The sequence below is a fragment of the Ensifer sp. Root558 genome, assembly GCF_001427045.1.
GTDB classification, from domain to species: Bacteria; Pseudomonadota; Alphaproteobacteria; order Rhizobiales; family Rhizobiaceae; genus Ensifer; species Ensifer adhaerens.
Genome location: NZ_LMGC01000005.1, coordinates 48686 through 73970 on the forward strand (window position 1 = coordinate 48686; position 25285 = coordinate 73970).

Below are 25285 nucleotides of genomic sequence, written 5' to 3' on the forward strand. Positions count from 1 at the left end.
CTCAGCGAAACTGGGCGTGAACAGTTCGTCCTCCGTCGCCCGCTCCGCGATGACATCGGCCGTTTCGCCGAGCGACGTCTCGCTCTTGCGTCGACCGAGGAGGGAGAGAACGGCATTTGCCGTACGCTCGCGCAAGTCACCCGTCGTCATGAAGCGTTCGCGGTTGCGGCGTCCGATCTGGTTGAAGGCCTCGATCAGCACCGAAAAGCCGATTGCCGCATAGAGGTAGCCTTTGGGGATATGGAAACCGAACCCTTCGACGATCAAGGAGAAGCCGATCATCATCAGGAAGCCGAGGCAGAGGATGACGACGGTCGGGTGTTTCGACACGAAGGCCATCAGTGGTTTGGACGCAAGCAGCATCACGCCGACGGCGACAATGACCGCGATCATCATCACGGAGAGATGCTGAACCATCCCGACGGCGGTGATGACGCTGTCCAGCGAGAAGACGGCATCGAGGACGACGATCTGCACGAGGACCTGCCAGAAGACCGCATGCTCCACCTTGCCTTCCTTGTGACCGGCATGGCCCTCGAGGCGCTCGTGCAGCTCCATCGTCCCCTTGAACAGAAGGAACAGGCCGCCGAACAGAAGGATCAGGTCGCGGCCGGAGATCTCAGCGCCGAGCACTGTGAACAACGGAGTGGTCAGCGTCACGATCCAGGCGATCGAGGCAAGCAGGACGAGACGCATGCCCAGCGCCAGTCCGAGGCCGATCAGTCGGGCTCTTTCCCGTTGATGCTCTGGAAGCTTGTCCGCGAGGATGGCGATGAAGACGAGGTTGTCGATACCGAGCACGATCTCGAGAACGATGAGGGTGGCGAGACCCGCCCAGGCGGCCGGATCAGACATCCATTCGAACATCATTGGGTTTAAAGGCCAGCCCTCAAGGCAAGGCCAATCCTTCTATTGTTGATGGGAAAAGAAAAAGCGTCGCCCGCCCGTCTGGTCGACGGTTGCGGGCGCAAAGTAGGTGACCGCGAAACCGCTTCAGCGGAGCCGCGCTTGTAGGGTCTGATGAACGTTGGTCAGGGTCGGCGTCGTCAGGCATGCCGCGTGGTCCGCCTTGTCGGATAGGCCATGGAGCGGGCGGCAAACAGCAAGCCGAACTCCGCCCACCCTGCGCGACCGACAAGGTGGCGGGTCGTCGTGACCGGATGGGGGACAGGCGGTGGGCTTGTTGCAGCTGGGATCATGAGAAAGGGTTGGCTCTGAGGGAAGGCTGGCTTCCGGGGGAGGGGGATGGTCCCCGGAAGCCAAAAGCGGCGTCAAATATCTTCGTCGCCGCCGAAATCCATGTCGTCAACGGGCGCTTCCGGCTCCGGGGCAGGGGCGGCTGGTTGAGCGGCCTGGGCCTCGTTACCACCCAACATGCCGGCAATCGCATTGCCGAGCAGGACGCCACCGGCGACGCCCATTGCGGTCTGCGCGGCGCCCGCGAGGAAGCCGCCGCCGGTGCGCTGTTGCATCGGCTGGCCGTAAGCCTGGCTCTGGTTGCCCCATGGCGAGCTCGGGGCCGCACGGCCATACCCGGCCTGTTGTGGCGCCGGGCGCTGAGGAGCAGCGTTGCTGCCGAACATCGAGGAGAAGAAGCCGCCGCGCTGCTGGATTTGTGCGGTGTGCGCTTCCAGTTCTTCGATACGGCGTTGAGCCGCCTCCAGTGCCTGTTCCTGTACGACGATCGTCTGCGCCATGTAATAGGGCGCGCCCGGCTGCTGGCCTATCCGCTCTTGAATGAAGCGGTCGGCTTCCGCGTCGCGCGGAGCGGATTGGCGCTCCGCCTGGGCGAGCTTGGAGAACAGGCCGTCTATGGCCTGCTGATCATTGCGATCCATAAGATATGTCCTTGATATCGGCGACTGTTACTCTTCGCGCTGGCCGGTGAAATTCAGCAGCAGCTGGAAGATGTTGACGAAGTTCAGGTAGAGCGAGAGAGCGCCGAAGACCGCCAGCTTCTGCTGGGATTCCTGGTCGAAGTTGTCGGCATACTGCTCCTTGATGTTCTGCGTGTCCCAGGCGGTCAGACCGACGAAGACGACGATGCCGATCACCGAGACGGCAAACTGAAGGGCGCTGGAACCGAGGAAGATGTTGACGATCGAGGCGATCATCACGCCGATCAGACCCATGATCATGAACGAACCGAACTTCGCGAGGTCCCGTTTCGTCACATAGCCGTAGAGGCTCGTCGCTCCGAACATGGTGGCGGCGATGAAGAAGGTGCGGGCGATGCTGGCGCCGGTGAAGACCAGGAAGACGGAAGCGAGCGACAGGCCCATAACGGCGCAGAAGGCCCAGAAGGTCATCTGTGCCGAGGATGCCGACATCGAATGCATCTTAAAGGAAAAGAAGAAGACGAAGGCGAGCGGCGCCAGCATCACCACCCATTTCAGCGGCGTGGAGAAGATCGGCACGTAAAGCGCCGGCGTGGTGCCGACGATGAAGGCGACAAGGCCCGTCACGACGAGGCCGAGGCCCATATAGTTGAAGACGCGCAGCATGTGCTGGCGAAGGCCCTCGTCGAGGGCGGCGGCCGAAGCCTGACTCATGCCGCCGAAGCGGTTCTGGTTCTGATACATGAAGGTTTCCTCAGTAAAGTGAGTTCTTGAGAAGCTCGGCCTCGTCGCTGAGGCCGATGCCCGGCTTGCTTGAAACGACGGCATAGGCAACCTCGCCGACCTGCCACCAGGCAGCCTCGGCATTGGAAAGGTTGAGATCCTTCACGGGTTCGACCGCGAAACGACCGGGCCTGCCGGCGAAAAGTGAAATGACCGTGCCCGCGTCGGTCTTGACGCTCATCTCGACGCTGGGTCCGAATTCCGAGGGGAACACCTGGACATCGACGACGTTCCAGCCCTTCGGGAGCTCCGGCATGACGATGGCGGTCGCGGCACGAATGTCGTCCCGGTCATAGGTCTGAACCTCAGGCTGCGACGGCATTCCAGCCCTGACGACCGAGGTCTGATGGGCGCGGATGGCGTGCTCCACGAAAGCCGGCGGATGGGCCGAGGCATTGACTTCGCTCGGGCCGACCGCCGAATGGGCAATCCACCCGACCGACACCATCAAGCCGACCGCCGCAACCTTTTGCAGCGCGTTCCAAACGCGCGCATTCGCAAGCCCAGAAGAAAGGCGCCGGGCCGCCTCGCGCGTCTCTGGACGACCGGCAACGACATCCGACGTCATCGCCAGTTTGAGCGTGGTGCGCATGCCGAGGTCGGCCATGACGCGCGCCGCCGCATCCGGATTCCTGGCAAGCCAGGTCTCGACCCGCAGCCGACCGGTCGCGTCGAGCTGATTGTCGATGTAGGCGTCGAGATCGCCATCGGTAATCGTATCGACGTCAGTCATTGTCGCCTCCGACAAGCTTCAGATGGTTAGGCTTCCTCCGTCCGCTTTCGAAATCTCTGAGCGCTGCTCGTGCGCGGGAGACGCGCGACATCAAGGTCCCGACGGGGATGTCGAGTATGTCGGCGGCCTCCTGGTAGGAGAGATCTTCGACAGCAACCAGATGTAGGGCTTCGCGCTGCTCCTCCGGCAGCAGCATGAACGCCTCGCGAACCTGAGCGAGCCGGACGCTGTGTTCCTGGTGGGCCGGGTAGGATGACACGGCTTCCTGCGCCGTCTGGCTGTCACGCTGGCCGCGCGACATCGCCGATCGTACGCGGTCGATATGGGCGTTGCGAACGATGGCGAAAAGCCAGTTTCGAAGGTTCGCTCCCGACCGGAACGTCGAGCGCCGCTCGTAGGCTCTCACCAAGGCATCATGAACGAGATCTTCTGCGTCGGGCGAATTGCGCGCAAGCGAACGCGCGTAGCGCCGCAGCGCGGCCAGCTGCCCAATAACGTCGAAAGCGCCTTTTTTCGATTCCATACCCGCATATACGGAGCCGATGCGATTTCTCATCCATCGTCGACGAAAAAAATATCATTCAGCCGGATGCAGCAGTTTCAGAGTGCATGCCCGCTGGCAACACCGAAGCGCGCCTGCGCTGGCTATAGGGGCGGCGAGCCGCACCCGCGCCGCGCTCTATGCGCTCGCAGCAAACGCTTCGAGGGTCGCGGCAAGCAGCATACGGGCACCTTCGATGGAATGCGCGGGCTCGACATATTCCGCTTCGTTGTGGCTAAGCCCGTCGCGGCAAGGCACGAAGATCATGGCTGCCGGCGCGACACGACTGACGAACAAGGCATCGTGGAAGGCGCCGGAGAGCATACGCTTGGTCTTCAGTCCGAGCGATGCGGCAGCGCGATCGAGGCAGGCGAGCAGGTCGTCTGAAAAGAGGGCCGGCGGCATGTCGAAGATTTGCCGCGTTGTGCTCTGGCAACCGTTGGCTTTAGAGGCGTTGTCACATGCCTGCCGGACCCGCTCTTCCAGGTCGTCGATGGCGTTGGTCTCCGGGTGGCGCAGATCGACGGTGAACGTGACCGACCCCGGAATCGAGTTCACCGAACCTGGTTCGACTGCGAAGCGGCCGACGGTAAAGCGTGCGCGCGGGTCGCCCGGCATGGCGCTCCTATACAGTGGTTCAAGCGCGGTAACGGCCGCGGCCATCGGGTCGCGACGGAATTCGAGCGCCGTCGTGCCCGCATGCGCTGCCTGCCCATCGATCCTGACCTCCAGCCACCGCGTGCCCTGGATGCCATAGACGATGCCAACCGGTATGTTCTCCCTTTCGAGCGACGGGCCCTGTTCGATATGAAGCTCAAGGTAGCCGGTGATCGGGAAGCCGAGCGGGCGCATTTCGGCTTCCGGCAGGGCTTTCAGTGTTGCCTCCAACTCATCGACGAACAACGCTCCGTCGCGGCCGCGAAGATCGGACCAGGCCTCGGGGATGGCACCGGCGGCAAACGCCATCGATCCCATCGTGCCGGGGGCAAAGCGGCTTCCTTCCTCGTTCGTCCAGGCAACGACCTCAAGCGGAAAATCAGTCTCGATGCCGGCATCTTCGAGACTTTCCATCACCTCAAAGGCCGCCAGGGTGCCGAGCGCTCCGTCAAAGCGCCCGCCGGTCGGCTGGCTGTCGAGGTGGCTGCCGATCACGAACGGCGGCCTTTGGGGAAAAAGGCCCTCCCGCCGGATGAACAGGTTTGCCATCGGATCCTGGAAGACGCGGAAACCGCGCGCAAGCGCGAGTTCCGCTAGCAGCCGGCGGGAGCCCCGATCTTCCACCGACAAAGCCTGCCGGTTGACGCCCCCGGCCGGCGTCCCGCCGATTTTTGCGAAGTCATCAAGACGCTTGAGCAGGCGCTTGCCGTCCACTGTGGTGCGAGAGGTCATGGTCGTTCCCAAATGTCGCCTTGATCAGACGTAGGCTGCGTCATGAAAGGCGATTTCCAGTTGCTGCGCTCGCCCGAAGATAGCGCTCAGGCGTTTGCGCTCGGAAGCCTCGAGCGCGTCGCCGGCAACGTCGAGTTCTTGCTTCAGCCACTTCGCCTGAGCCGCAAACTCATCATCGGCGTGCATTTCGACCCATTCCTTCAAATGTGGATCGGCAAACGATGAACGGGCGGCCCTTTTCGACCAGGTCCAGTACATCCACTCGGCCGCAAACATGGCAGCGACGGTATCGAGGAAACCGCCGTTGCGGGCGATGTCCAGCATACCCGTTCGGAAAGCATCGACCTCGACAACATTGAGATCATAGGCGCCGGGATCGATATTGCGTTCGGCAAAAATCCGTTCGAAGTAGGCGATCTGCTGGTTGGCGAGCGCATCCAGAACGGCAATCAGCCAGCGCTTCTGTTCGATCGTCTCGGCCTTCGCCGCCGCAAAGGCGAAGATCGAGATCGCGGTTTCGACGAAGGCCCCCTCATAGACGAGATAGCGTTCGAAAACCTGCGGGGACAGGCGCCCCATCACGATGTCCTCGACGAAGCGATGGTTCACCATGGCTTCGAAGACGGTGGCGTTTTCCCGCAGGATCTGTTCCGAAAGCGTTTCAGCCGCCATCGTCACGCCTCCAGCGCGGGTTCGGCAGCGGCGCGGAAAGCCTTAACCCGCTCGATATCGACCGGGTTCCACCAGACCCCGCCCTGCTTCAGAGACGAGGCGACGATCACGCCGTTGGTGCGCTTGAGGATTTCGACGATGTTGTCCTTGGTCACGCCCGAGCCGACCAGAAGCGGTAGGTGCGTCGCCGAGCCGATCTCCTCGATCTCCTCGATGGTTGCCGTATTGCCGGTGCGCTGACCGGTGGCGATCACACCGTCGGCGTCGAAGAAGGCGAGGTCGCGCGTCAGTTCCTGGATCGATCGGTCGGCCACGATGGCGTGGGCGCCGTGCTTCACATGGCTGTCGGCAAAGACCTTGATGTGCTCGGCACGCAGCAATGAGCGGTAGCGCATCGCTTCTGCGGCCCGCCCCTCCATGAAGCCTTCGTTGGCGACATAGGCGTTGGCCCACTGGTTGACGCGAATGAACTTGGCGCCGCCCGCAATGGCTGTGGCAAAGGCCGGGATCGGCGCATTGGCAAGGACGTTGATGCCGAGCGGCACACCTGTCGCCCGCGCGATCCGGTCGGTGACGACCGACATGAAGGCTGCCGTTTCGTGGCCGATATCTTCCGGCTTGGAGAACGGCACGTCGCCATGATTTTCGATCATCAGGCCATGCAGGCCACCCTCGACCAACGCCTCGGCGTCACGCATGCAGGCATCGTAGATAACAGACATATCGGCACCCCGATAGCGCGGCGCACCGGGGAAGGCCGGGCAATGGATCATGCCGATCAGAACCTTGTCAGTCCCAAATATTTCCCTTATGGCGCTTGTGGACTTGTCAGATATTTCCTGCATTTCTCTCCCTTTCGAAGGTATGTTCATGCACGCTTACGTAATCGGTAATGTGACGGTGGACGAGACCATCGCCGTGTCGGAAATGCCGGCCGCGGGCGCATCGATCCACGGTAGCCAGCGGTCCCGGGACCTCGGTGGCAAGGGCGCGAACCAGGCTGTTGTCATGGCCCGCACCGGCCTGCCGACGAGCCTTGTCGCAGCCTTCGGCGACGGCTTTCGCGCCGACATGATCCGCCAGCATCTGGCAAGCGAACCGGTGGTCAGCAGACTTGTGCCGGTCCTCGGCAAGTCCACCGACTTCTCGATCGTGCTGACCACGCCGGATGGAGAAAACGTCAACATCACGACCACCGACTCTGCCCAGAACCTCACGCTTGCCGACGCCGTGGCAGCGCTGGCCGACGCGGTTCCCGGCGACCTTGCTGTGCTCCAGGGAAACCTGTCGGACGAAACGACGCGCGGTGTCCTTGAAGCTGCGCGCGCCCGCCACATGATCACCGCCTTCAATCCGTCTCCCTTGCGTCCCTATTTCAGCACCCTGTGGCCCTTGGTTGACATTGCTTTCCTCAACCAGGGTGAGGCGCAGGCAATGACCGGTACCAGCGGCGAAGAGGCTGCCCGCAAGCTGCTTGCGGCCGGCGTTCGCGAAGTCGTCCTGACCTTCGGCGGCGACGGAGCCATGCTCGTCACCGCCGAAAGCAGTGTCCGGATCGGCGCCGTCGAATGCGACGTCGTCGACACGACAGGCGCCGGCGACACGTTCATGGCGGTGGCGCTCGCATCCGCCGCACTTCGTGGCACTCGCCTCGATCGCACCGCGATCGAACATGCAACGCGCGCCGCCGCCATCACTGTCAGCCGTCCCGGAACCCGTTCGGCGTTTCCGTCGATCGAGCAGTTGCAAGCGATCCTGAGCGCGCGCTGAGGCTCTCCTCAGCGCGCGCTCCTCGCTGCGGTTAGCGCTCCGTTGCCGTCATCCACCCAAGGATGTTCTTCCAGAGGCGGCCGTAGCCCTCCCACTCGCAGAATGCCGGCGACAGCCAGTGGGGGCCGATATCGGACGTCCAGGCGGCGGTGCGCCCCTTGCCGAAACCGCCAAGGACGAGCAGCGGGTGTCCGCCCTGATCTTCGGGAAGCCGGGCGACGACCTCGGCTCCATCGCGAACCTCCACTTCATTGACGCCGAGAAGCAACGGCCAACTGCCCGAAAGCCCCGCCATGGTCGGATGGTCCGGCTTGACGACGTCGGCAACCGCGCCCTCGGGAATCTCGACGCGGTCGTCATAGGGAAGGCACGTCACCGGAAGCGTGTCTTCGACAGCCGTGCGGCGCCAGCGCGCCTTACCGTCGATACCCTGGAAGGAGAAGTAGCCGCCGACCATCAACAGCGCTCCGCCCTTTTCGACCCAAGCCTTGATGAGCTTCAACCGGTTCGGAACGGTGCGCGAGTGCAGCCATACGGCCGGCGGCAGCAACAGCGAGTTGGCGCCGATATCCGACAGGATGATCGCATCGTACTGGTCGAGGCCTGCCATTTCATAGGGGAACTGGTCCACGGCGTCGTGTGCGGTCATGTAGGTCAGCTCGAACTCGCTGTCCTTGAGCACCTTGACGAGCGGTTCCGCGCCCAGATGGAAGGTCACGCTGCCGAACTGGTCGAAACCCTTGTAGTGGGTGGCGGAGCTTACCCAGCTCTCGCCGACGAGAAGCACTTTCTTTGTCATGGTCTATCCGTCTGTCTTGAATTGCGTTGGGAGCCGATATCAGGCCCCGGTTTGGAATACCGAGCGGGGGTTGTCCCGCATCATTCTGTCGAGCGCGCCGTCCTCCAGCCCGTGTCGTTTGAGACGCGGCAGGAAGTGGCGCAGGACGTAGGCATAGCCGTTGCCTCCGTAGTGGCTGAGCATCATCTTCAGGAACACATCGTGCGAGAGCAGGATGCGGTCCATGTGGCCAGCGTCCACCAGCCTGGCGATCGCTCGTGCTGCCTCTTCGTCGCTCGGGCACTGTACCTGTTGATCGGCATAGAAGAAGTCCATGCCGATCATGTCGTATTCGATGAACGCACCGCGTTCGGCGAGCTCGCTTTGATAGGCGAAATCGTCGTGGGACGGGTTCATGTGACAAAGCACGGTGTGGCGCAGATCCGCCCCTTCCTCGGCGACGACATCGAGCACCCGATGGCCGAGCCGGAACCAGCCCGGCAGGTGCACCATCAGCGGCAAACCGGTCCGGACCTGCGCCCGGGCGGCCCCACGCAGGGACTTCTCCTCGGCCGGAGTGAAATCGGAGGAGACGCCGATCTCGCCGATCAGTCCGATTTTCACGCCCGTGCCGTCGACACCGTCGATGGCCTCGCGGACGATGCCGTCGGCGATCTGGTCGACGCTCATGTCGGCGACCTCGGCCGGATGCGAGGAGGCAAGATAGTATCCGGCCCCCATCACGATATTGAGACCCGTCGCCTTGGAGATCCGCCGTAAGGCGCGCGGGTTTCGACCGATGCCATTGCAGGTAGGTTCGACGACTGTACGGCCGCCTGCGGTCGCGAAAGCCTGCAATTCGGCGATAGCCAAGGGTTCGTCGTCGAGCGTAATGTTGTGCTTGTTAACGAAGGGGTCCTGGCGCAGTTCGCCGAGGATCTCCATGCAGACGAAGCCTTCGGCGAGATACTGACGCTCCTTCGTTTGCGGTGCGTTCCACCAGCAGCGGCAATCGTTGAGGATATGCTCGTGCATCAGTGTGATGCCGAGTTGATTCGCGTCGATCGCGCCGTTCACCGTCATCACCTTGCCGGACCGCACATGTCCTTCTGACAGTTCCTTGCTCATGACGGTCATCTCTTGCCGCCGAAGCGAAAGTTGGCGGTGAAGATCCGGGTGTTGAGCCAGATCGCAACGAGAATGATCGCGCCGGTAACAATCTGCGTGAAGAACGGCGAGATATGCATGAGGATCAGGCCGTTGCCGATGACCGCAATCGTCATCGTGCCGAGCACGGTCCCGAGGATCGTGCCGCGCCCCCCCATCAGCGATGTCCCGCCCAGCACTACGGCGGCGATAACCTGAAGCTCGAAGCCGACGGCCGCATTCGAAGAGCCGGAGCCGAGGCGCGCGGCGATCAATAGGCCAGCAAGGGCGCAGGCAACGCCGGCGATCATATAGACCGAGGCGATCACCCATTTCGCCGGCATGCCGACGCGGCGAGCCGCTTCCATGTTGGACCCGACGGCGACGACCTGGCGGCCGTATTTGGTGGAGGATATGACGACATAACCGGCGACCGCGACCGCAACCGCGATAAGCGCAGGCATCGGAACGCCCAGCAATTCGCCGCGGCCGAGCATGAAGAAACCGGGAGCGTCCTTGATCGGGATCGAGTACCCTTGCGTCAGATAGAGCGCCAAGCCGCGCAGGATCGACAGGCCGGCAAGTGTGACAATGAAGGCCGGAATACCCTGATAGGCGGTGAACCATCCCTGCACGAAGCCGAGAAAGGCGCCGAAGAAGAGCATCGCGACGACGACGAGAGGCCAGGGATAGCCCATCGCTAAGACAATGGCCGCAACCGCATTGACCAGGGCGACCTGCGAGCCGACAGAGAGGTCGATGCCGCCGGTGATGATGACGAGCGTCATCGCAACGGCGACGATGAGAATCGGCGCTGCCTGGCGGATGACGTTCAGAATGTTGCCGAGCGTCATGAAGGTATCGGTCGTGGCCGCGAAAAAGACGACGCAGGCCAGGAAGAAAAAGGCGATCGACAGGACCTGGGCGTTTTCCGAAAGGAAGTCTGCCGCCGGCGAGCCTTTCGCACGTTCGGTATAGGCCGTCATTGCTTGGCTCCTTCCCCGACGATCAGCTTGACGAGGTCTTCCAGGTTGGTCTTGCCGATTTCGCGCTCGGCGACCTTGGTGCCTTCGTACATCACGGCAATGCGGTCGCAGACACGGAACAGGTCCTGGAGACGGTGGGTGATCAGGATGACCGAGACGCCCTTTGCCTTGACGCGGTTGATCAGCGCGAGCACGGCTTCGACCTCCGCCACGGCGAGCGCCGAGGTGGGCTCGTCCATGATCAGGACTTTCGGATTGAACGAAGCGGCGCGCGCGATCGCGATCGCCTGACGCTGTCCGCCCGAGAGCTGAGCGACCTTGCCGGTCAGACGCGGAATGCGGATTTCCAGCGCATCGAGCATCTTGCGTGCTTCCTCGAGCATGGTCCTCGTATCGAGGAATGGCCCTTTGCTGATTTCTCGACCGAGGAAAAGATTGCCGACCACATCGATGTGGTCGCAAAGGCTCAGGTCCTGAAAGACCATTTCGATATTGCGGTTACGGGCGTCCGCAGGTCCTGAGAACCGAACCTCTTCGCCTTCCAGCGTAATGGTCCCGCCATCGGGAATGTAGGTGCCCGAGATGACCTTGGTCAGCGTCGATTTGCCGGCGGCGTTGTCGCCGACGAGGCCAAGGCACTCGCCGGGATAGATGTCGAGGTCGACGCCACGCAGCGCCTGGTGCGATCCGAACGTCTTGACGATCCCTTTGAGGGACACGCGGGGGCTGACACCGGTGCGGGAGGGCAAAGCCCCCCCGACACCAGCGACAGCGGGAGGATGCTGTCTTTCAGTCGTCATCATTTGAAGATCGCCCGATATGGCTCGACGTTGTCCTTGGTGACGATCGTTACCGGCACGGCGATGGTCTTTTCGACGCTGCCGCCGTCGGAGACCTTCTTCAAGGCGTCGACGGCAGCGGCACCCATGGCAGCCGGATCCTGCTGGATCACGGCGGTGACGTAGCCGGCGTCGATGCCGGCGATCGCCTGGGCCGTCAGGTCCCAACCGAAGACCTTCACGCTATCCTGCTTGCTCTGGCTTTCGACCGCGGCGATGGCACCCATCAGGGCCGGCTCGCCGGTCGCGTAGATTGCGGTCAGGTCGGGATTGCCGGTAATCAGGTTCTCGGCGGCAGCGAGCGCGTTGTCCTGCACGTTCTGTCCATCGACGACGCCGGCCGAGCTGATACCGTCGACATCCTTGATGGTCTTTTCAAATCCCTCCTGCCGAACGTTCTGAATGAAGGAGTTCAGCGCGCCGACGACACCGATCTTGGCTTTGCCATCGGCGTTGGCCTTGATGTAGTCGAGGAAGAACTTGCCCATGTCGGCGCCGGCCGTGGCGTTGTCGACGCCGATCTGCGCCTTCTGCGGGCCTTCCGGAAGGATCGCATCGATGGCAACGACGGGGATCCCGGCTTCGGCTGCCTGGTTGACCGCCGGCATGATGCCGTTGACGTCGATTGCGACGACGGCGATGCCATCGACCTTCTGCTGAATGTAGGTTTCGATCGCACTGTTCTGCGCGGCCGGGTCGTTGTTGGCATTGAAGATGACGAGCTTCGCGCCGGCAGCGTCAGCCGCCTTCTGCGCGCCTTCGTTCATCTGATTGAAGAAAAGCGCCTGCTGGTTGATTTGCACGAGCGCAAAGGTCTTTTCGGCGGCAAGGGCCGGCGAGAGAGCAGCGCCGAGGGTCGTCAATGCCGTGAAACCAAGCGTGGCGACTAAAGTCCTGCGTTTCAAATTCCAGTTCATGTTCTCATCCTCTGTTGGTTCTCCATTGCGTGATTTATCGTTTCGCAGGCGGAGCAACGGATTTCCGCACGACGATTTCGACTGGCAGGAGCTCTTCGACGAGAGCCTGTTTGCCCTGCCAGTTTGTTTCGAGAAGAAGGGAGAGGGCACGCCCGCCGATCGCGCGGACCGGCTGGCGAATGGCGGTCATAGGCGGACCGAAAAGATGGAGCGGGCCGACGTCGTCAAAGCCGATGACCGAAACATCGTCCGGGATCGAAACCCCCTGGTCCCGGAAGACCTCGATCATGCCGATGGCGATTTCGTCCGAGCTGGCGAAGATCGCCGTTGCCGGGCGACCTTCCTCGATGAAGCGCTTCGCCGCCTGCCGACCGAAGGCCACGGTGTAGTCACCGGCGTATTTTGAAAGACGGATATCCTCGCCGAACGCGTCGCGCAGCGTCCGCTCAAGACCGTTGGAGCGCCGACGCGAACTGATCATCGCTTGCGGGCCGCCGACGAACAGCACATCCCTGTGCCCGAATTCCGCCAGATGCCGGCCTGCGAGCGCTCCGCCCAGCTCGTTATCGCAGAAGAGCTTGGGCGCCTGCGCGCCGGGAACGTCTTCGTCGGCGATCACGACTTTGCCGGTGCGGTTTATCAACGTGGCGAGTTGACCGTCGTCCGGGTGGTTGGTGACGAAGATCAGGCCATCGACGTGATTGCGTTCGATCAGCTGGAGATAGGCGACCTCGCGACCGGCCCGGTTCAGGGTGGCGTAAAGCGAGACGGCAAGCCCGCGGGTATCCGCCTCTTCTTCGACAGCTGCCACGAGCGTCGCGAAGAAGGGGTTGGCGATATCGGGAACGACAAGACCGATCGTATCGGAACGACCGCGGCTGAGCCGGCGGGCATGCGGGTTGGGCTGGTAATTGAGGTCGCGGATCGCATCCGAGATCCGCTTCTTCGTTTCGAAAGGCAGGTCGAGCGATCCGTTCAGCAGGCGCGAGACCGTTGTCACGGAAACACCGGCAGCTCGGGCTACATCCTTCAGACCTGTGACGCGTCGTGTGGTCACCTTGGCTCCATCCCCTGCCGTTGTAAACCGATTTACTAAAACGCTTTACAATAAGATTTCGACTTTCGTGTTCTGTCAAGAGACTTTCTCTGACACGAGGTCGGTGCGCCTATGGGGCCACGGATCGAGGCTCGGCCTGGGGCCGATTGGCGGCGGCGAAAAAAGCCGCAAGGTCAATGCCGTTTGCACCTGAGAAAGCAGCATCTTGGCGCCGCGAGGCGGGAACAAATCAGGGGCTGATCGATTGAGAGATCATGAAAAACAAGGTTCCATTGGCGGCGCTGATGCTGCTATCCCTCGCCGCGCTGGCCAATGCCCAGACGCTTCAGCCAGACGCCATCGACGGTGCATCGATTACACCCACATTGTTGGAACGGACGACCGAGACCTCGGACAAGCCAGACCCCGCCATCGTCCGGCTCCAGGTGCTTCTCGATCGGGCGGGGGCGTCGCCCGGTGTGATCGACGGTTTCGCCGGTGAGAATGTCGCCAAGGCGATCGCCGCCTTCGAGACCATGCAAGGCCTGTCCGCTGACGGAACATTGGACGCCGACGTCATCGGGCGACTGCCGGAGCAGACGACGGTGGTCGAGCCCTACGTCATCTCCGAGGACGATGCTCAAGGATTGGTCGCTGAGATCCCCGAAGACTACTCCGAGCAGGCGAAGATGGGTCAGCTCGGATACACGAGCGTCGCCGAGAAGCTGGCGGAGCGCTTCCACATGGATATCGATCTTCTCAAGGCGCTCAATCAGACTTCGGCGTTCTCGGTCGGTGACACGGTTTCCGTTGTGAACCCAGGTCCATCGACGCAGGGAACGGTCAAGCGCATTGAAGCGCACCGGCGCACCGGTCAAATCGTGGCACTTGGCGCCGACGATACGCTGATCGCAGCCTATCCGGCAACGATCGGCAGCCGGGAGACGCCATCTCCTTCGGGAACGCACAAGGTCAAAGGCGTCGCCCGAATGCCGCCCTATGTCTACAATCCCAAGATCAACTTCAAGCAGGGCGACAACCGAAAGATCTTGACCTTGCCGGGCGGTCCGAACGGTCCGGTCGGCACGGTCTGGATCGATCTCTCGAAGCCCACCTACGGAATTCACGGCACGCCGGAGCCGTCGATGATCGACAAGTCGGGATCGCACGGATGCGTTCGCCTGACCAACTGGGATGCGGAGGAGTTGGCGGGGATGGTCAAGCCTGGCGTGATTGTCGAGTTCGTCGACTAAGGTAGCGAAGACGTTTAGGAATTTCTGAACGGGCAAGAAGTCGAAACCGGCCACCGATCACGCGGTGACCGCTCGCGCAATTCCCATGTCGAAGCTTCAGCGGATACGCGTCTGAACGCGCACGATGTTCATCTGGAGCTCGTGGCTGGTTGCCTGTCTACCGAGCATCTTGATCAGGCGCTGCTCTTCGGTTTTGTGAATACCGGTCCGCCGGCAATAATCCGCGACGTCCCAGATATGTCTGATCTGGGAGTTGGCGACTGTTCGAACATCCGCGTGTTTCATTCCGTGCCTCCCCTAACCCAATACAACGTTTGGAGGCTGGTTTGGTTCCGCCAGGATGCGTTCCTGGCGGCTGTGGGTGCGTTCGTACCGATCCGTCGTGTATGGGCGCCAGCTACAAGGTGCAAAGCGATCGCGACGTCGGGGTCAGCCGAGAAACCTCGATCCTTCGCCAGCACTGGCTATCCATTCGAGGAAAGACCTCACTGGTCCATCTGACGTCCTTGTTCAGTTGCTCCCGATGCCGTGAAAGGCCGTCGTCGTCCTCATGCATTTCAAACCAGATAAACACCGTTTCGCCCTCACGGACGGGGAGCCTCGGGAAGGCGTTTGCGCTGCGTTCGGTAACGAACACCGCGTCGATGCGAGCACCGGCGTCTTCGAGGATCGGCAGTGCCTCGGCGATGAAGAATGCAGCGAAACGGTCCTCCGTGCCGGGCGCCAGCGAGCAGAGGTTCACGGTGACGACACCTCTGGTCGATTGTACATCTTGCTCCCTTGCAAGGTTGTGAGGAAACGGCTGCGTGCCAGCGACAGGCTTGACCAGCAACACATTGTCCGAGTTGAGCATCGTCTCGTTGGCGCGAGACCCATGGTCCTTCCAAACCGGGCCCGAATAAAAGGCCGCCAACGCGTCGGTTCGCGTTTGCATATCGGCAAAGGAACGTACCCAGACGAAGGCGTCGGGATCGTCGCAGTCGCGGAATTCGCCTTCAAGACGCATTCCGAGCGCTTCCTGCGGTTCAACGAATTCGCGGTCAAACAAGTCGATCAGGCGATCCCTTCCGCCGGGATGAAGTCGGTAGCGGCGAAGTTCGTAAACGGCGTGCGGTTCCATGAATCCTCCAAAACAGGTCAATTGTCCTGTTTCTAATAACAGGTTGATCGACCTGTTTTGTCAAGGCACTATGGCGAACGATTTTTCAGGCGGCGGTCATGAGCGAACACAAAAGAACCAACGATCCTCAAGCGGTGCGCCGCAGGATCGTCGATGCGGCCTACCAGGCCTTTGTCACCCAAGGATATCTCGCGACGGGAATGCAGGAATTGCGCGCGAAGGCATCCGTCTCGGGGGGCGCTATGGCCCATCACTTTCCGGCCAAACGGGAACTTGGATTGGCGGTTATCCGCGACCGCGTCGCCGAAGCGGTGCGGCAAACGTGGATCGACCCGCTGCGTATCTCGAGCGATACGCCCACAGCGATCGATCAGATCTTCACCGAGATCATCAGCGAGCTCTCCGAAAACGGCTCCGTCTCCGGCTGCCCGCTGAACAATATGGCGATCGAAGTCTCCAGGCATGATGACGAGATGCAGCAGGCGCTGGGTGCAATTTTTGAGGCTTGGGAAGAAGCGCTCGCAGCGCGATTCCAGGAAGACATCCGCCTGAAGCGCGTCGCAGGCATTCAACCCGGCAGCCTCGCCACCCTGATCATCGCCGCCTATTCCGGCGCGATGGCGATGGCAAAAGCCAATCAGCACACACGTCCGCTCGTGAACTGTCAGGCGGAGATCGCAGCACTTCTCGCGTCGAAATACGTCTAGGCTGGGTCCGCTCGGCTCCCTCGTGGGGAGGCCGCTGCTCCGGACTATCCGCAAATGTTGGGGGTGTGGGCGACAGCTTGAGATGCTAGAGGTGCTCATCGGGAAGGGGCACTCCAGTAAACAGGAGACTTCTCGATGAGCAGAACTGCCATGAACGCCCTCGGACAACCGCTCCATTATAGCGGAAGTTCGACCGCATGGTTTTCCGCAACCGGATCCGGGTCCACGCTCTACGGAACTCCCGGCAACGATTCGATCTGGGGCGACGGTTCCGTCGATGTGACCATGTTCGGCGGCACGGGCGACGACGTCTACTATCTCTATTCATCGACGAACCGGGCCGAAGAGGCACCCGGCGAAGGGATAGACACGATCGATACCTGGATGAGCTACAGCTTACCGGAGAACTTCGAAAACCTGACCGTCACCGGTGACGGTCGACACGCCTTCGGCAACAGCGCCGACAACATCATCACCGGTGGCTCCGGCAGCCAGACCATCGACGGACGCGCAGGCAATGACGTGCTGGTCGGTTCCGGAGGCGCTGATACCTTCGTGTTCGAGCACGGCAACGGCAGCGACCTTGTCACCGACTTCAGCTCCAACGATACCATTCGCCTCGACGGATACGGGATTACCTCGTTCGAAGATGTGCTGGCGAATGCAGGCCAGCAGGGAGACGATCTCCGCCTCCATCTCGGCGATGGTGAAAGCCTGGTCCTGGCCGATACGACAGCCGACCAACTGCAGGAGGGCCAGTTCCAGTTGAGCCTGGACCGATCCGCCCTGACGCAGACCTTCTCGGACGATTTCGACACGCTTCAGCTCACCGACGGTATGGGCGGCATCTGGGATGCCAAATACTGGTGGGCGCCGGAAGAGGGGGCGACGCTCTCGGAAAACGGTGAACTGCAATGGTACGTCAATCCGAGTTACGGGCCGACCGCATCGGCTAACCCGTTTTCGGTCGAGGATGGTGTACTGACGATCACCGCAGAGCGTGCACCGGACGCAATCCAGTCCGAGATCGGTGGCTATGACTACACGTCCGGGATGTTGACGACCTATTCGTCCTTTGCACAGACCTACGGCTACTTCGAGATGCGGGCCGACATGCCGGACGATCAAGGTGCCTGGCCCGCTTTCTGGCTGCTGCCCGCCGACGGCTCCTGGCCGCCGGAGCTCGACGTCGTCGAAATGCGCGGGCAGGACACCAATACCGTCATCACCACCGCCCATTCCAGTGAAAGCGGCGAGCACACGATCGTCAGAGACGGCGCGCAAGTCGCCGATACCGACGGGTTCCACGATTACGGCGTGCTTTGGACGGAAGACGAGATCGTCTGGTACTTCGACGATACCGAGATCGCCCGCGCCGATACCCCCGCGGACATGCACGAGCCGATGTACATGCTCGTCAATCTCGCGGTCGGCGGAATGGCCGGCACACCCGATGGCGATTTTGACGACGGGTCGCAAATGAAGATCGATTCCATCGAGGCCTATGCGCTGGACGCCGACTGGCTGATCTAGGCGGAGAAGCACGAAGGGGGCCGGCAGAGTCCGGGCTGCTGGTCCCGGCCTGTCGAAGCTGGAACGTTCGCCGTTCCAGCTCCGCAACAGGGCTAGTCCGCGATATGCGTGAGCCAATGGCGCGGCTTGTTGTCGGCGAGCTGAGCGACCTTATCGATCTTGTTGCTCATCACCCAAGCCATTGGCTGTTGGTGCAGCGGCAGCATGATGATCTCGTCCTTGACCATCTGCAGTGCCTTGGTCTGCAGATCGAGCCGCTTGGTCCGATCCATTTCGGTCGATGCCTGGATGATCAGCTTGTCGATATCAGGATAGCTCCAGCCGCCCCAGTTGAAGACGCCCGCCTTGTCGCTCCTCGTCTCGATCATCTGAAGCAGGATCGAGTAGCTGTCGAGCATTGGCTCGTTTGCCCAGCCGATGATGTAGACATCCGACAGACCGCCCGTGCGCTTGGGCGCCTGTGCCGCCGTCGGGCCGATGTCGAGTTGCGGCTTGAAGCCGGCGCGGCTCAGCATGTTGACAATGCTCTGGCAAAGCTCCTCTTCATTGACATAGGCCTCGTTCGTGCAGACGAGCGTGAAGGGGAGATCGCTTGCGCCGGCCTCGGCGAGCAGCTTTTTCGACAGTTCGGGATCGTACGGCACGACCTTGTCCAGTGCTTCGACATATCCCGGGATTTCCGGCGCAACGATCGCACCCGCTGTCCTCGACTTGCCGCGCATGACCCGCTTCTGGATGAGTTCTGTGTCGAGCGCATGGGCGACGGCCTGGCGGACACGCAGGTCGTTGAACTTGTTGTCGACGCCGTCGGCCAGTTTCGGTTTGCGGTTGAAGCCCATCATGATGGTGCGAAGGTCGGTGCGCTCCATGACCTTCAGGTCCGGCTGCGCGACAAGGCGCGGAAGATCCTGCGCTGGCGCATTCTCAGTGAAGTCGATCTCGCCTGACAACAGTGCCGCCACGCGTGTCGCGGCTGAGACAATCGGCGTAAACTCGATGCGATCGATGTTGGACTTCGCCGGGTCCCACCACTCGCCGTTCTTGACCAGAACGGTCTTGCTGTCGGGCGTGCGGCTCTCGAGCTTGAACGGACCCGTGCCGTTGGTGTGGTAGGTAGCGTAGCCTTCTATCTTCTTGCCGACATCCGTCGGCTTCAGCGAATTGTTGTCGGCGAGCCACGTGGCGTCGAAAATGTGGATGTTCGTCAGGTCGTTCAAGAGCAGCGGATAGGGGCCGGTCAGTTCGATATCGACAGTGCGGTCGTCGACCTTCTTCGCCGACTTGTATGCCGGGAGGTTGCCCCGCAGCGGAGATGCCGGATCGCTGACCCGCGTCAGCGAGGCGATCACGTCATCGGCCGTGAAATCAGCGCCATTGTGGAACTTGACGTCCTCGCGCAGATGGAACCGCCAGACCGTGTCCGATACCGTTTCCCAGGAGGTCGCCAGTGCCGGCTCGATCTTCAGGTCGGCGTCAAAGCGCACGAGCCCTTCATAGACGTGATTGAGAAAAGACAGCGTGTAGCTGTCGCCATACGAATAAGGGTCGAGCGAGTAGATATCGCGCGAGGAGCCCCATTTGAGCGTCTCCGCGTGAGCAGCCGCGGAAAGCGCCGTCGACATGGCGGCTGCGAGGATCAGTTTCTTGAGCATTCTGCTGTTCTCCTTTGTTGAGGTCACCGGCCCCCTTGAACGGGAAGCTTCTTTTTAAGAGGCAAGGACGGCTCACAGGCCGTCCATCTCGCCGCCCGACAGGGGCGGCCAGTGGCGTGATCTGCTGTTGCGCGGCATGACCTTCTCGGTCGTGTCGATCACCGCAAAGACCTTCGGCGGCCTATGCGGGAATCTTGATCAACTGGCGTTCTTGGACGGCGATGCACCCAAACGAAAGCCTCCTGGCGATGCTTGAAGCACCAAGTCCCGTTGTCGATCGGCGGTCATTCGATGGCCAACGCCAAGCATCAACTCGAACAGGGGCATACCTCTCCGCCGCTTCATGGAGGCGGTTCAGAAACCCGAGTCCAGTGTTGGACGCCGCAATGGCGATCGAATGAGGAGATGTCAGGCGAGCCGGCCCGGCGGTGCGGGCTCGTGCGTGCGGCATTGCGAAAAGTCGTGCGAGTACGCGGTCTTCTGGAGCCCTTGCATCAACCTGCTCCTCCCTAGCTCGTTGCTGCTAAGCGGCACCATCGCACGCCAAAAGTATTTGTCAACGCCTTTGTCGACAATCTTGAATACGCTTATGGCGACAATCCAAATGACCGATTGATCGGCTCAGGCGCGAGCAACATTCCGGGCAATGGAGAGGACGCCTTAGCCCAAGGTACGCTACGGCCAGCTCGATAGGGAAAGTCACAAGCGGTCAACCTGTCACTTCGCCACGGAGGCCTGCTCGCTGCCGCCGCAAAGACTGTCGATGCGGGCGCGAACCCGGGCGACGCCCTCGGCAATGCTTGTGCTTGGAATGGACGAATATCCCATGCGGAAGTAGCGGCAGGGCTGGTCGCTTCTGGGGAAGAAGGGCGAGCCGGATTCGACCAGCACGCCGTCCTGCCGCAATTCGCTGACCAGCCGGTCGGCATCGAGCCCTTCCGGTCCCTCCATCCAGAAGGACGTGCCGCCGAAGGTCGAGGAGCCTGCGACTTTCAGGTTCGCCCTACGCAGTGACTCGGCCATGATTACGTGGCGCTTGTGATATTCGGTCCGCATCCGGTGGAGCACGGCGTCATAATGGCCGAGCGCCAGGAAATAGGCTGCGGTGCGCTGAAGGTGTCCGGGCGGGTGGCGCAACATCAGCGAGCGAAGCGCACGCGCCTCGCGAATGAAGGGGGCTGGCGCCACGAGGTAGCCGAGCCGAAGCCCGGGAAAAAGCGATTTCGAGAAGCTGCCGATGTAGAGCACCCGGCCTGACGGATCGAGCGCCTTCAGCGCCGGGGAAGGCGGAGCGAGGTAGCTGATCTCGAACTCGTAATCGTCCTCGACGATCACGAAATCTCTTTCTTCCGCAGCCTGCAGCAGTTGCGTTCGCCGATCCACCGGCATAGTCGCGCCGGTCGGCGAGTGGTGGCTCGGGGTCACGAAGACGGCATCGACGTTTTCCGGCAAGGCATCCGGTGACAGGCCCTCGACATCGACATCGACGGTGGTGACGTCGGCGCCGCTCAACAGCAGCGAGGCGCTGATATCGGGATGGCAGGGGTTTTCGCAGACGGCGGCGGAGCCCTTCTCCAGGATCAGACGGGTCACGATCCAGAGCGCATTCTGCGCCCCGACGGTGACGAGGATTTCGTCCGGCGTGGCGTGGATGCCCCGGCGCGGCAGTGTGCGCGAGCAGATGTAGTTGACCAGCCGCACATCGTCGGCCGCGGCAAAGTCGCTCGCCATCAGCACGAAATCCTCTCGCGCCAATGCCCGCCGGGCGCAGTCGCGCCAGGCATTGAGATCGAACAGTGTCGGGTCCATCTGGCCATAGAGGAAGGGGAATGGATAGCGCCGCCAGTCCAGCGGCTTGGCGACCTGGCGCACGACGCCAAAGCTCATCTTGATCTTGCGGCTCCAGTCGATCGGATTGGAGCCGGCGGATGGGCGCTCCCCTTCCACATCCATGCCCGGCGGATTGCCGGAGATGCGATAGGAGCTGCGGTTAACCGCCTCGACATAGCCCTGATTGATCAGTTCCTGATAGGCGAGTGTCACCGTGATGCGCGATATGCGCAGATAGTCGGCGAGCTTGCGGCTGGATGGCAGATGCGCGCGCGGCTGCACCCTTCCGGCGAGCACTGCCGAAACGACCGTCTCGCGCAACTGCGCCTGCAAGCCGATCCCACTGTCGCGATCGATAAAAAAAATGGTTTCGGAAACGTTCATCTGCACGACGCCTGCTCCCCCGACGGCGTTAAACTGGATCTATTCAACTTCCAGACTGGATATAACGCAAGCCGGATCTCGGCCTTATCGTCATCAGCAAGACCGGAGAAACGGTCAGCGAATAAACAAAGAGGAGGAAGACAAATGCTACATGGACATTTCAGACGACTGGCCGCAGCCGCCAGCATTGTCGCGAGCCTGGCCGCATCCGGCGTCGCTTATGCCGAAACGAAACTCGTCGTCGGCTATCAGCAGATCGTCGGCCCGTTCGTGGCTGCGATCGCCGATGGCCGTTTCGATGCAGCCGCCAAGGAGGCCGGCTATTCGATAGACTGGCGCCAGTTCAGCTCGGCCGGCGACATCACTACGGCGCTTGCCTCCGGTGACGTGCCGATCGGCGTTCTCGGTTCGACCGGTACTGCGGCTGCCGCGACGCGCGGCGTCGAACTGCAGCTCTTCTGGATCCTCGACAATATCGGCCAGTCGGAAGCGCTGGTCGCCCGCGAGGGCTCGGGCATCGAGACGCCGGCCGATCTCAAGGGCAAGAAGGTCGCCGTGCCTTTCGTCTCGACGTCGCATTTTCACTTGCTGGTCGGTATGAACAAGGTCTGGAACGTCGATCCGCGCGAGGTGGAAATCCTCAACCTGAAGCCGCCGCAGATCGTTGCCGCCTGGCAGCGTGGCGATATCGACGCCGCCTATGTCTGGCCGCCGGCGCTCTCGGAAATCCAGAAGACCGGCAAGACGATCTCGGATTCCGAGGTGATTGGCGCGGCTAGCGTGCCGACCTTCGACGGGCTGGTGGTCGACAAGGCCTGGGCCTCGGAGAATCCGAAGCTGATGGAAGCCTTCACCAAGGTTCTGGCGGACGCTTATGCCGACTACAACGCCAACAAGGCGGCGTGGACGGAGGAGTCGCCACAAGTGGAAGGCATCGTCAAGCTGATCGGCGGCGATGGCCCGAGCACCGTCGAAGCCTTGCGCCTGCTTTCGTTCCCGAATGCGGATGAGCAGGCCTCCGAGGTCTGGCTCGGCGGCGGCGCCACGCGTGCACTGACCGAAAGCGCCAAGTTCCTCGTCGAGCAGAAGCAGATCAGCCAGTCGCTCGACGACTACGCGCCTTATGTGAACGCCGACTTTGCCAAGGCGGCCGCACAATAGGCTAATCTGTCGATTGCCCGGCCGTTGAGGAGCGGCCGGCGCACCACCATAGACCGTGACCGAGGTGCAGGGAGGCATTTCTCATGGAAACATTGAGCGTCAGAAACATCAGTCTGACCTACCCGGGCCTCTATTCGGACCAGGCAATCATCGCCTTGAAAGGCGTCAACCTTACCATCAACAGCGGAGACTTCGTCGTTGCGCTGGGCGCATCGGGCTGCGGAAAGACGACGCTGCTCAACCTGATGGCGGGCTTCATGGCCCCGTCGGAAGGCGACATCACCCTTGGCAACCACCAGGTCAACGGACCTGGCGCCGAGCGCGGCGTTGTCTTCCAGAAGCACGCGCTTCTGCCGTGGCTGAACGTCATCGAGAATACCGAGTTCGGCCTCAAGCTGCGCGGCGTCGACAAGGCGACCCGGCGGGATCTTGCCACCAAGAACCTAGCTCTGGTCGGCCTTCAGGACTTCCACCGCCACATGATCTATCACCTCTCAGGCGGCATGCAGCAACGTGTTGGCATCGCAAGGGCGCTGACCTGCGATCCCGCGATGCTCCTGATGGACGAACCGATGGCAGCACTCGACGCGCTGACACGCGAGACCATCCAGGAGCTGCTGCTCAAGGTCTGGCAGCTCACCAACAAGATGTTCTTCTTCATCACCCACAGTGTGGAAGAAGCGTTGTTCCTCGGCTCGCGGCTGATCGTCATGTCGCCGCGCCCGGGCCGCATCACCCACACCTACGAGCTCAATTTCAACAAGCGGTTCCTCGCCGAGGGCAATGCGCGCGCAATCAAATCCAGCCCGGAATTCATCCGCATGCGCGAAGAAGTGCTCGGCATCATTTATGGCGACGAACGTGCGTCCGGCAACCCGGAGGTGGCCCATGCTTGACAGAGTGACACGCGCCAAGCCCGTAAAGGCCGGCAAGATCTTCGGCGCGCCCGGTGAAGGCAGCAGCGGCCTCATCAGCTTTTCGACGACGGTCGTCATCGTCGCTCTCTGGTTCCTCGTGACCGAAGGCGGCTGGGTCAAGCCGCTGTTCCTGCCGTCGCCGCTGGCGGTCTGGGACAAGTTCATGCTGGCGATGACCGACGGTGTTTCGAACTCGACGCTGATGCAGCACACGCTTGCCAGTATCGGCCGCGTGTTCGGCGCTTTCCTGCTGGCGCTGCTGACCGCCGTGCCGATTGGCGTGCTCATGGGCGTCAATCGCTTCGTGCGCGGCCTGTTCGATCCGATCATCGAATTCTACCGGCCGTTGCCGCCGCTCGCCTACCTGCCGCTCGTCATCATCTGGCTCGGCATCGGTGAGTTCCCGAAGGTGTTCCTGATCTATCTGGCGATCTTTGCGCCGATGGCAATTGCCGCAAGGGCAGGGGTGCGTTCGGTCTCGACGGAACAGATCCACGCTGCCTATGCGATGGGCGCCACCCGCGGGCAGGTCATCAGTCAGGTGATCATGAAGGCCGCCTTGCCGGAGATCTTCACCGGCATGCGCATCGGCATCGGCGTCGGCTGGACCACCCTGGTTGCCGCCGAAATGGTGGCGGCCAACCGAGGCCTCGGCTTCATGGTTTTGAATGCCGCCGAAAACCTCGAAAGCGACACGGTGATCATGGGCATCTTCATCATCGGCATCTTCGCCTTCGCCTTCGATCTTCTGATCCGCTACCTCGAAAAGGCGCTGATCCCCTGGAAGGGCCGCCTCTAACCGGCGGCTACCTCCGACACTTCAACTGAATACGGCCTGGCGGCCTTTTGAAGACGGCCTTTCCCGTCTCCGGCGAAGCCATGCCTTACGACCAAGACAAAGGACAGGACCATGACACTGACGGCAACCGATCTCAAAACCTTGTTCGATGCCTTCAACCGGCATGACATCGACGGGGTCATGCACTTCTTCGCCGAAGATTGCGTATTCAACGCCGTCGGCGGCCCGGAGGTCTACGGCAACCGTTTCGTCGGCACCGGTCCGATCGCAGATGCCTTCAGCGGGGTCTGGAAATCGATGCCGGACGCCGAATGGGGCGACCACAGCCACTTCGTCGAAGGCGATCGCGGCGTGTCCGAGTGGACCTTCTCCGGCACGGCTGCCGACGGCAGCCGCATCGAGGCAGAAGGCTGCGACCTCTTCACCTTCCGCAACGGCAAGATCGTGCGCAAGCAGGCGTTCCGCAAGAACCGCCCGGTCCTGCAACCCCGCTACTGATGG

General features: G+C 61.8%; 25 protein-coding genes and 1 pseudogene. 8 read left to right on the forward strand and 18 right to left on the reverse strand.

Going from position 1 to position 25285, the window contains the following annotated elements; all coding sequences use genetic code 11:
* Positions 1-39: 39 nt before the first annotated feature.
* From ASD63_RS08960 to ASD63_RS08995, 8 genes and pseudogenes are all read right to left on the reverse strand, one after another.
* Positions 40-870, reverse strand: a pseudogene (locus ASD63_RS08960) (TerC family protein); the annotation flags it as partial.
* Positions 871-1271: 401 nt separating this feature from the next.
* Entirely contained in the window at positions 1272-1838 is a 567-nt protein-coding gene (locus ASD63_RS08965) for a DUF2076 domain-containing protein (protein ID WP_060529057.1), read from the reverse strand.
* Positions 1839-1865: 27 nt separating this feature from the next.
* Positions 1866-2582 (reverse strand): Bax inhibitor-1/YccA family protein, encoded by a 717-nt coding sequence (locus ASD63_RS08970; RefSeq protein ID WP_034790478.1) that lies wholly within the window; start codon positions 2580-2582, stop codon positions 1866-1868.
* 10 nt (positions 2583-2592) lie between these two features.
* Positions 2593-3354 carry an anti-sigma factor gene (locus ASD63_RS08975; protein WP_060529058.1) on the reverse strand — a complete coding sequence of 254 codons (762 nt, stop codon included), beginning with the start codon at positions 3352-3354 and terminating at the stop codon, positions 2593-2595.
* Entirely contained in the window at positions 3347-3877 is a 531-nt protein-coding gene (locus ASD63_RS08980) for a sigma-70 family RNA polymerase sigma factor (RefSeq protein WP_060529059.1), read from the reverse strand. The genes ASD63_RS08975 and ASD63_RS08980 overlap by 8 nt, the downstream gene beginning before the upstream one ends.
* Positions 3878-4033: 156 nt before the next feature.
* Positions 4034-5284, reverse strand: a complete 1251-nt coding sequence (locus ASD63_RS08985) for a Zn-dependent hydrolase (protein ID WP_060529060.1) — start codon at positions 5282-5284, stop codon at positions 4034-4036.
* 24 nt (positions 5285-5308) lie between these two features.
* On the reverse strand, positions 5309-5956 hold the full coding sequence (locus tag ASD63_RS08990; protein WP_060529061.1) for a TenA family protein: 648 nt from the start codon (positions 5954-5956) through the stop codon (positions 5309-5311).
* Between the two features lie 2 nt (positions 5957-5958).
* On the reverse strand, positions 5959-6801 hold the full coding sequence (locus ASD63_RS08995; protein ID WP_060529062.1) for a BtpA/SgcQ family protein: 843 nt from the start codon (positions 6799-6801) through the stop codon (positions 5959-5961).
* Between the two features lie 25 nt (positions 6802-6826).
* Between ASD63_RS08995 and ASD63_RS09000 the strand changes: the two genes are divergently transcribed.
* Entirely contained in the window at positions 6827-7726 is a 900-nt protein-coding gene (locus tag ASD63_RS09000; RefSeq protein ID WP_060529095.1) for a ribokinase, read from the forward strand.
* 31 nt (positions 7727-7757) lie between these two features.
* Here ASD63_RS09000 and ASD63_RS09005 read toward each other — a convergent pair whose 3' ends face one another.
* From ASD63_RS09005 to ASD63_RS09030, 6 genes are read right to left on the reverse strand one after another with little or no spacing between them, the layout of a single operon-like run.
* Entirely contained in the window at positions 7758-8525 is a 768-nt protein-coding gene (locus ASD63_RS09005) for a glutamine amidotransferase (RefSeq protein ID WP_060521153.1), read from the reverse strand.
* Between the two features lie 39 nt (positions 8526-8564).
* Positions 8565-9632 (reverse strand): phosphotriesterase, encoded by a 1068-nt coding sequence (locus ASD63_RS09010; RefSeq protein ID WP_060529097.1) that lies wholly within the window; start codon positions 9630-9632, stop codon positions 8565-8567.
* Between the two features lie 5 nt (positions 9633-9637).
* The gene (locus ASD63_RS09015) at positions 9638-10636 is read right to left on the reverse strand and encodes an ABC transporter permease (RefSeq protein WP_034790450.1); all 999 of its coding nucleotides are present in this window, start codon (positions 10634-10636) and stop codon (positions 9638-9640) included.
* Positions 10633-11436 carry an ATP-binding cassette domain-containing protein gene (locus tag ASD63_RS09020; protein ID WP_034790756.1) on the reverse strand — a complete coding sequence of 268 codons (804 nt, stop codon included), beginning with the start codon at positions 11434-11436 and terminating at the stop codon, positions 10633-10635. Before ASD63_RS09020 ends, ASD63_RS09015 begins: the two co-directional genes overlap by 4 nt.
* Entirely contained in the window at positions 11436-12392 is a 957-nt protein-coding gene (locus tag ASD63_RS09025; RefSeq protein WP_060521156.1) for a substrate-binding domain-containing protein, read from the reverse strand. The genes ASD63_RS09020 and ASD63_RS09025 overlap by 1 nt, the downstream gene beginning before the upstream one ends.
* Positions 12393-12426: 34 nt before the next feature.
* On the reverse strand, positions 12427-13449 hold the full coding sequence (locus ASD63_RS09030; RefSeq protein WP_156623675.1) for a LacI family DNA-binding transcriptional regulator: 1023 nt from the start codon (positions 13447-13449) through the stop codon (positions 12427-12429).
* A 254-nt stretch (positions 13450-13703) separates the two neighbouring features.
* On the opposite strand from ASD63_RS09030, the gene ASD63_RS09035 reads away from it, so the two are divergent.
* Positions 13704-14681, forward strand: coding sequence for a L,D-transpeptidase (locus ASD63_RS09035; protein ID WP_060529063.1), 978 nt, complete (start codon positions 13704-13706; stop codon positions 14679-14681).
* Between the two features lie 96 nt (positions 14682-14777).
* Here ASD63_RS09035 and ASD63_RS09040 read toward each other — a convergent pair whose 3' ends face one another.
* Positions 14778-14966 (reverse strand): hypothetical protein, encoded by a 189-nt coding sequence (locus tag ASD63_RS09040; protein WP_034790447.1) that lies wholly within the window; start codon positions 14964-14966, stop codon positions 14778-14780.
* 112 nt (positions 14967-15078) lie between these two features.
* Complete coding sequence (locus tag ASD63_RS09045) at positions 15079-15801, reverse strand: NIPSNAP family protein (RefSeq protein WP_060529064.1); 723 nt, start codon at positions 15799-15801, stop codon at positions 15079-15081.
* A 98-nt stretch (positions 15802-15899) separates the two neighbouring features.
* Between ASD63_RS09045 and ASD63_RS09050 the strand changes: the two genes are divergently transcribed.
* The gene (locus ASD63_RS09050; RefSeq protein ID WP_060529065.1) at positions 15900-16508 is read left to right on the forward strand and encodes a TetR/AcrR family transcriptional regulator; all 609 of its coding nucleotides are present in this window, start codon (positions 15900-15902) and stop codon (positions 16506-16508) included.
* A gap of 135 nt (positions 16509-16643) precedes the next feature.
* Positions 16644-18041, forward strand: coding sequence for a family 16 glycosylhydrolase (locus ASD63_RS09055; RefSeq protein ID WP_060529066.1), 1398 nt, complete (start codon positions 16644-16646; stop codon positions 18039-18041).
* A 92-nt stretch (positions 18042-18133) separates the two neighbouring features.
* On the opposite strand, the gene ASD63_RS09060 is transcribed toward ASD63_RS09055, so the two are convergent.
* Together ASD63_RS09060 and ASD63_RS09065 are read right to left on the reverse strand one after the other, a co-directional pair.
* Positions 18134-19693 carry an ABC transporter substrate-binding protein gene (locus ASD63_RS09060; RefSeq protein WP_034790432.1) on the reverse strand — a complete coding sequence of 520 codons (1560 nt, stop codon included), beginning with the start codon at positions 19691-19693 and terminating at the stop codon, positions 18134-18136.
* 717 nt (positions 19694-20410) lie between these two features.
* Positions 20411-21907, reverse strand: coding sequence for a PLP-dependent aminotransferase family protein (locus ASD63_RS09065; RefSeq protein ID WP_060521160.1), 1497 nt, complete (start codon positions 21905-21907; stop codon positions 20411-20413).
* A 144-nt stretch (positions 21908-22051) separates the two neighbouring features.
* Here ASD63_RS09065 and tauA point away from each other — a divergent pair, with 144 nt between their 5' ends.
* The 4 genes from tauA (at position 22052) to ASD63_RS09085 (ending at position 25282) form a co-directional block, all read left to right on the forward strand.
* Positions 22052-23068 carry a taurine ABC transporter substrate-binding protein gene (tauA, locus tag ASD63_RS09070; protein ID WP_034790430.1) on the forward strand — a complete coding sequence of 339 codons (1017 nt, stop codon included), beginning with the start codon at positions 22052-22054 and terminating at the stop codon, positions 23066-23068.
* An 83-nt stretch (positions 23069-23151) separates the two neighbouring features.
* Positions 23152-23964 (forward strand): taurine ABC transporter ATP-binding protein, encoded by an 813-nt coding sequence (locus ASD63_RS09075; RefSeq protein WP_034790429.1) that lies wholly within the window; start codon positions 23152-23154, stop codon positions 23962-23964.
* On the forward strand, positions 23957-24784 hold the full coding sequence (locus ASD63_RS09080; RefSeq protein ID WP_034790428.1) for an ABC transporter permease subunit: 828 nt from the start codon (positions 23957-23959) through the stop codon (positions 24782-24784). Before ASD63_RS09075 ends, ASD63_RS09080 begins: the two co-directional genes overlap by 8 nt.
* A gap of 117 nt (positions 24785-24901) precedes the next feature.
* Positions 24902-25282: a nuclear transport factor 2 family protein gene (locus tag ASD63_RS09085; RefSeq protein ID WP_156623684.1), complete on the forward strand. Its 381-nt coding sequence runs from the start codon at positions 24902-24904 to the stop codon at positions 25280-25282.
* The last annotated feature ends 3 nt before the right edge of the window (positions 25283-25285 follow it).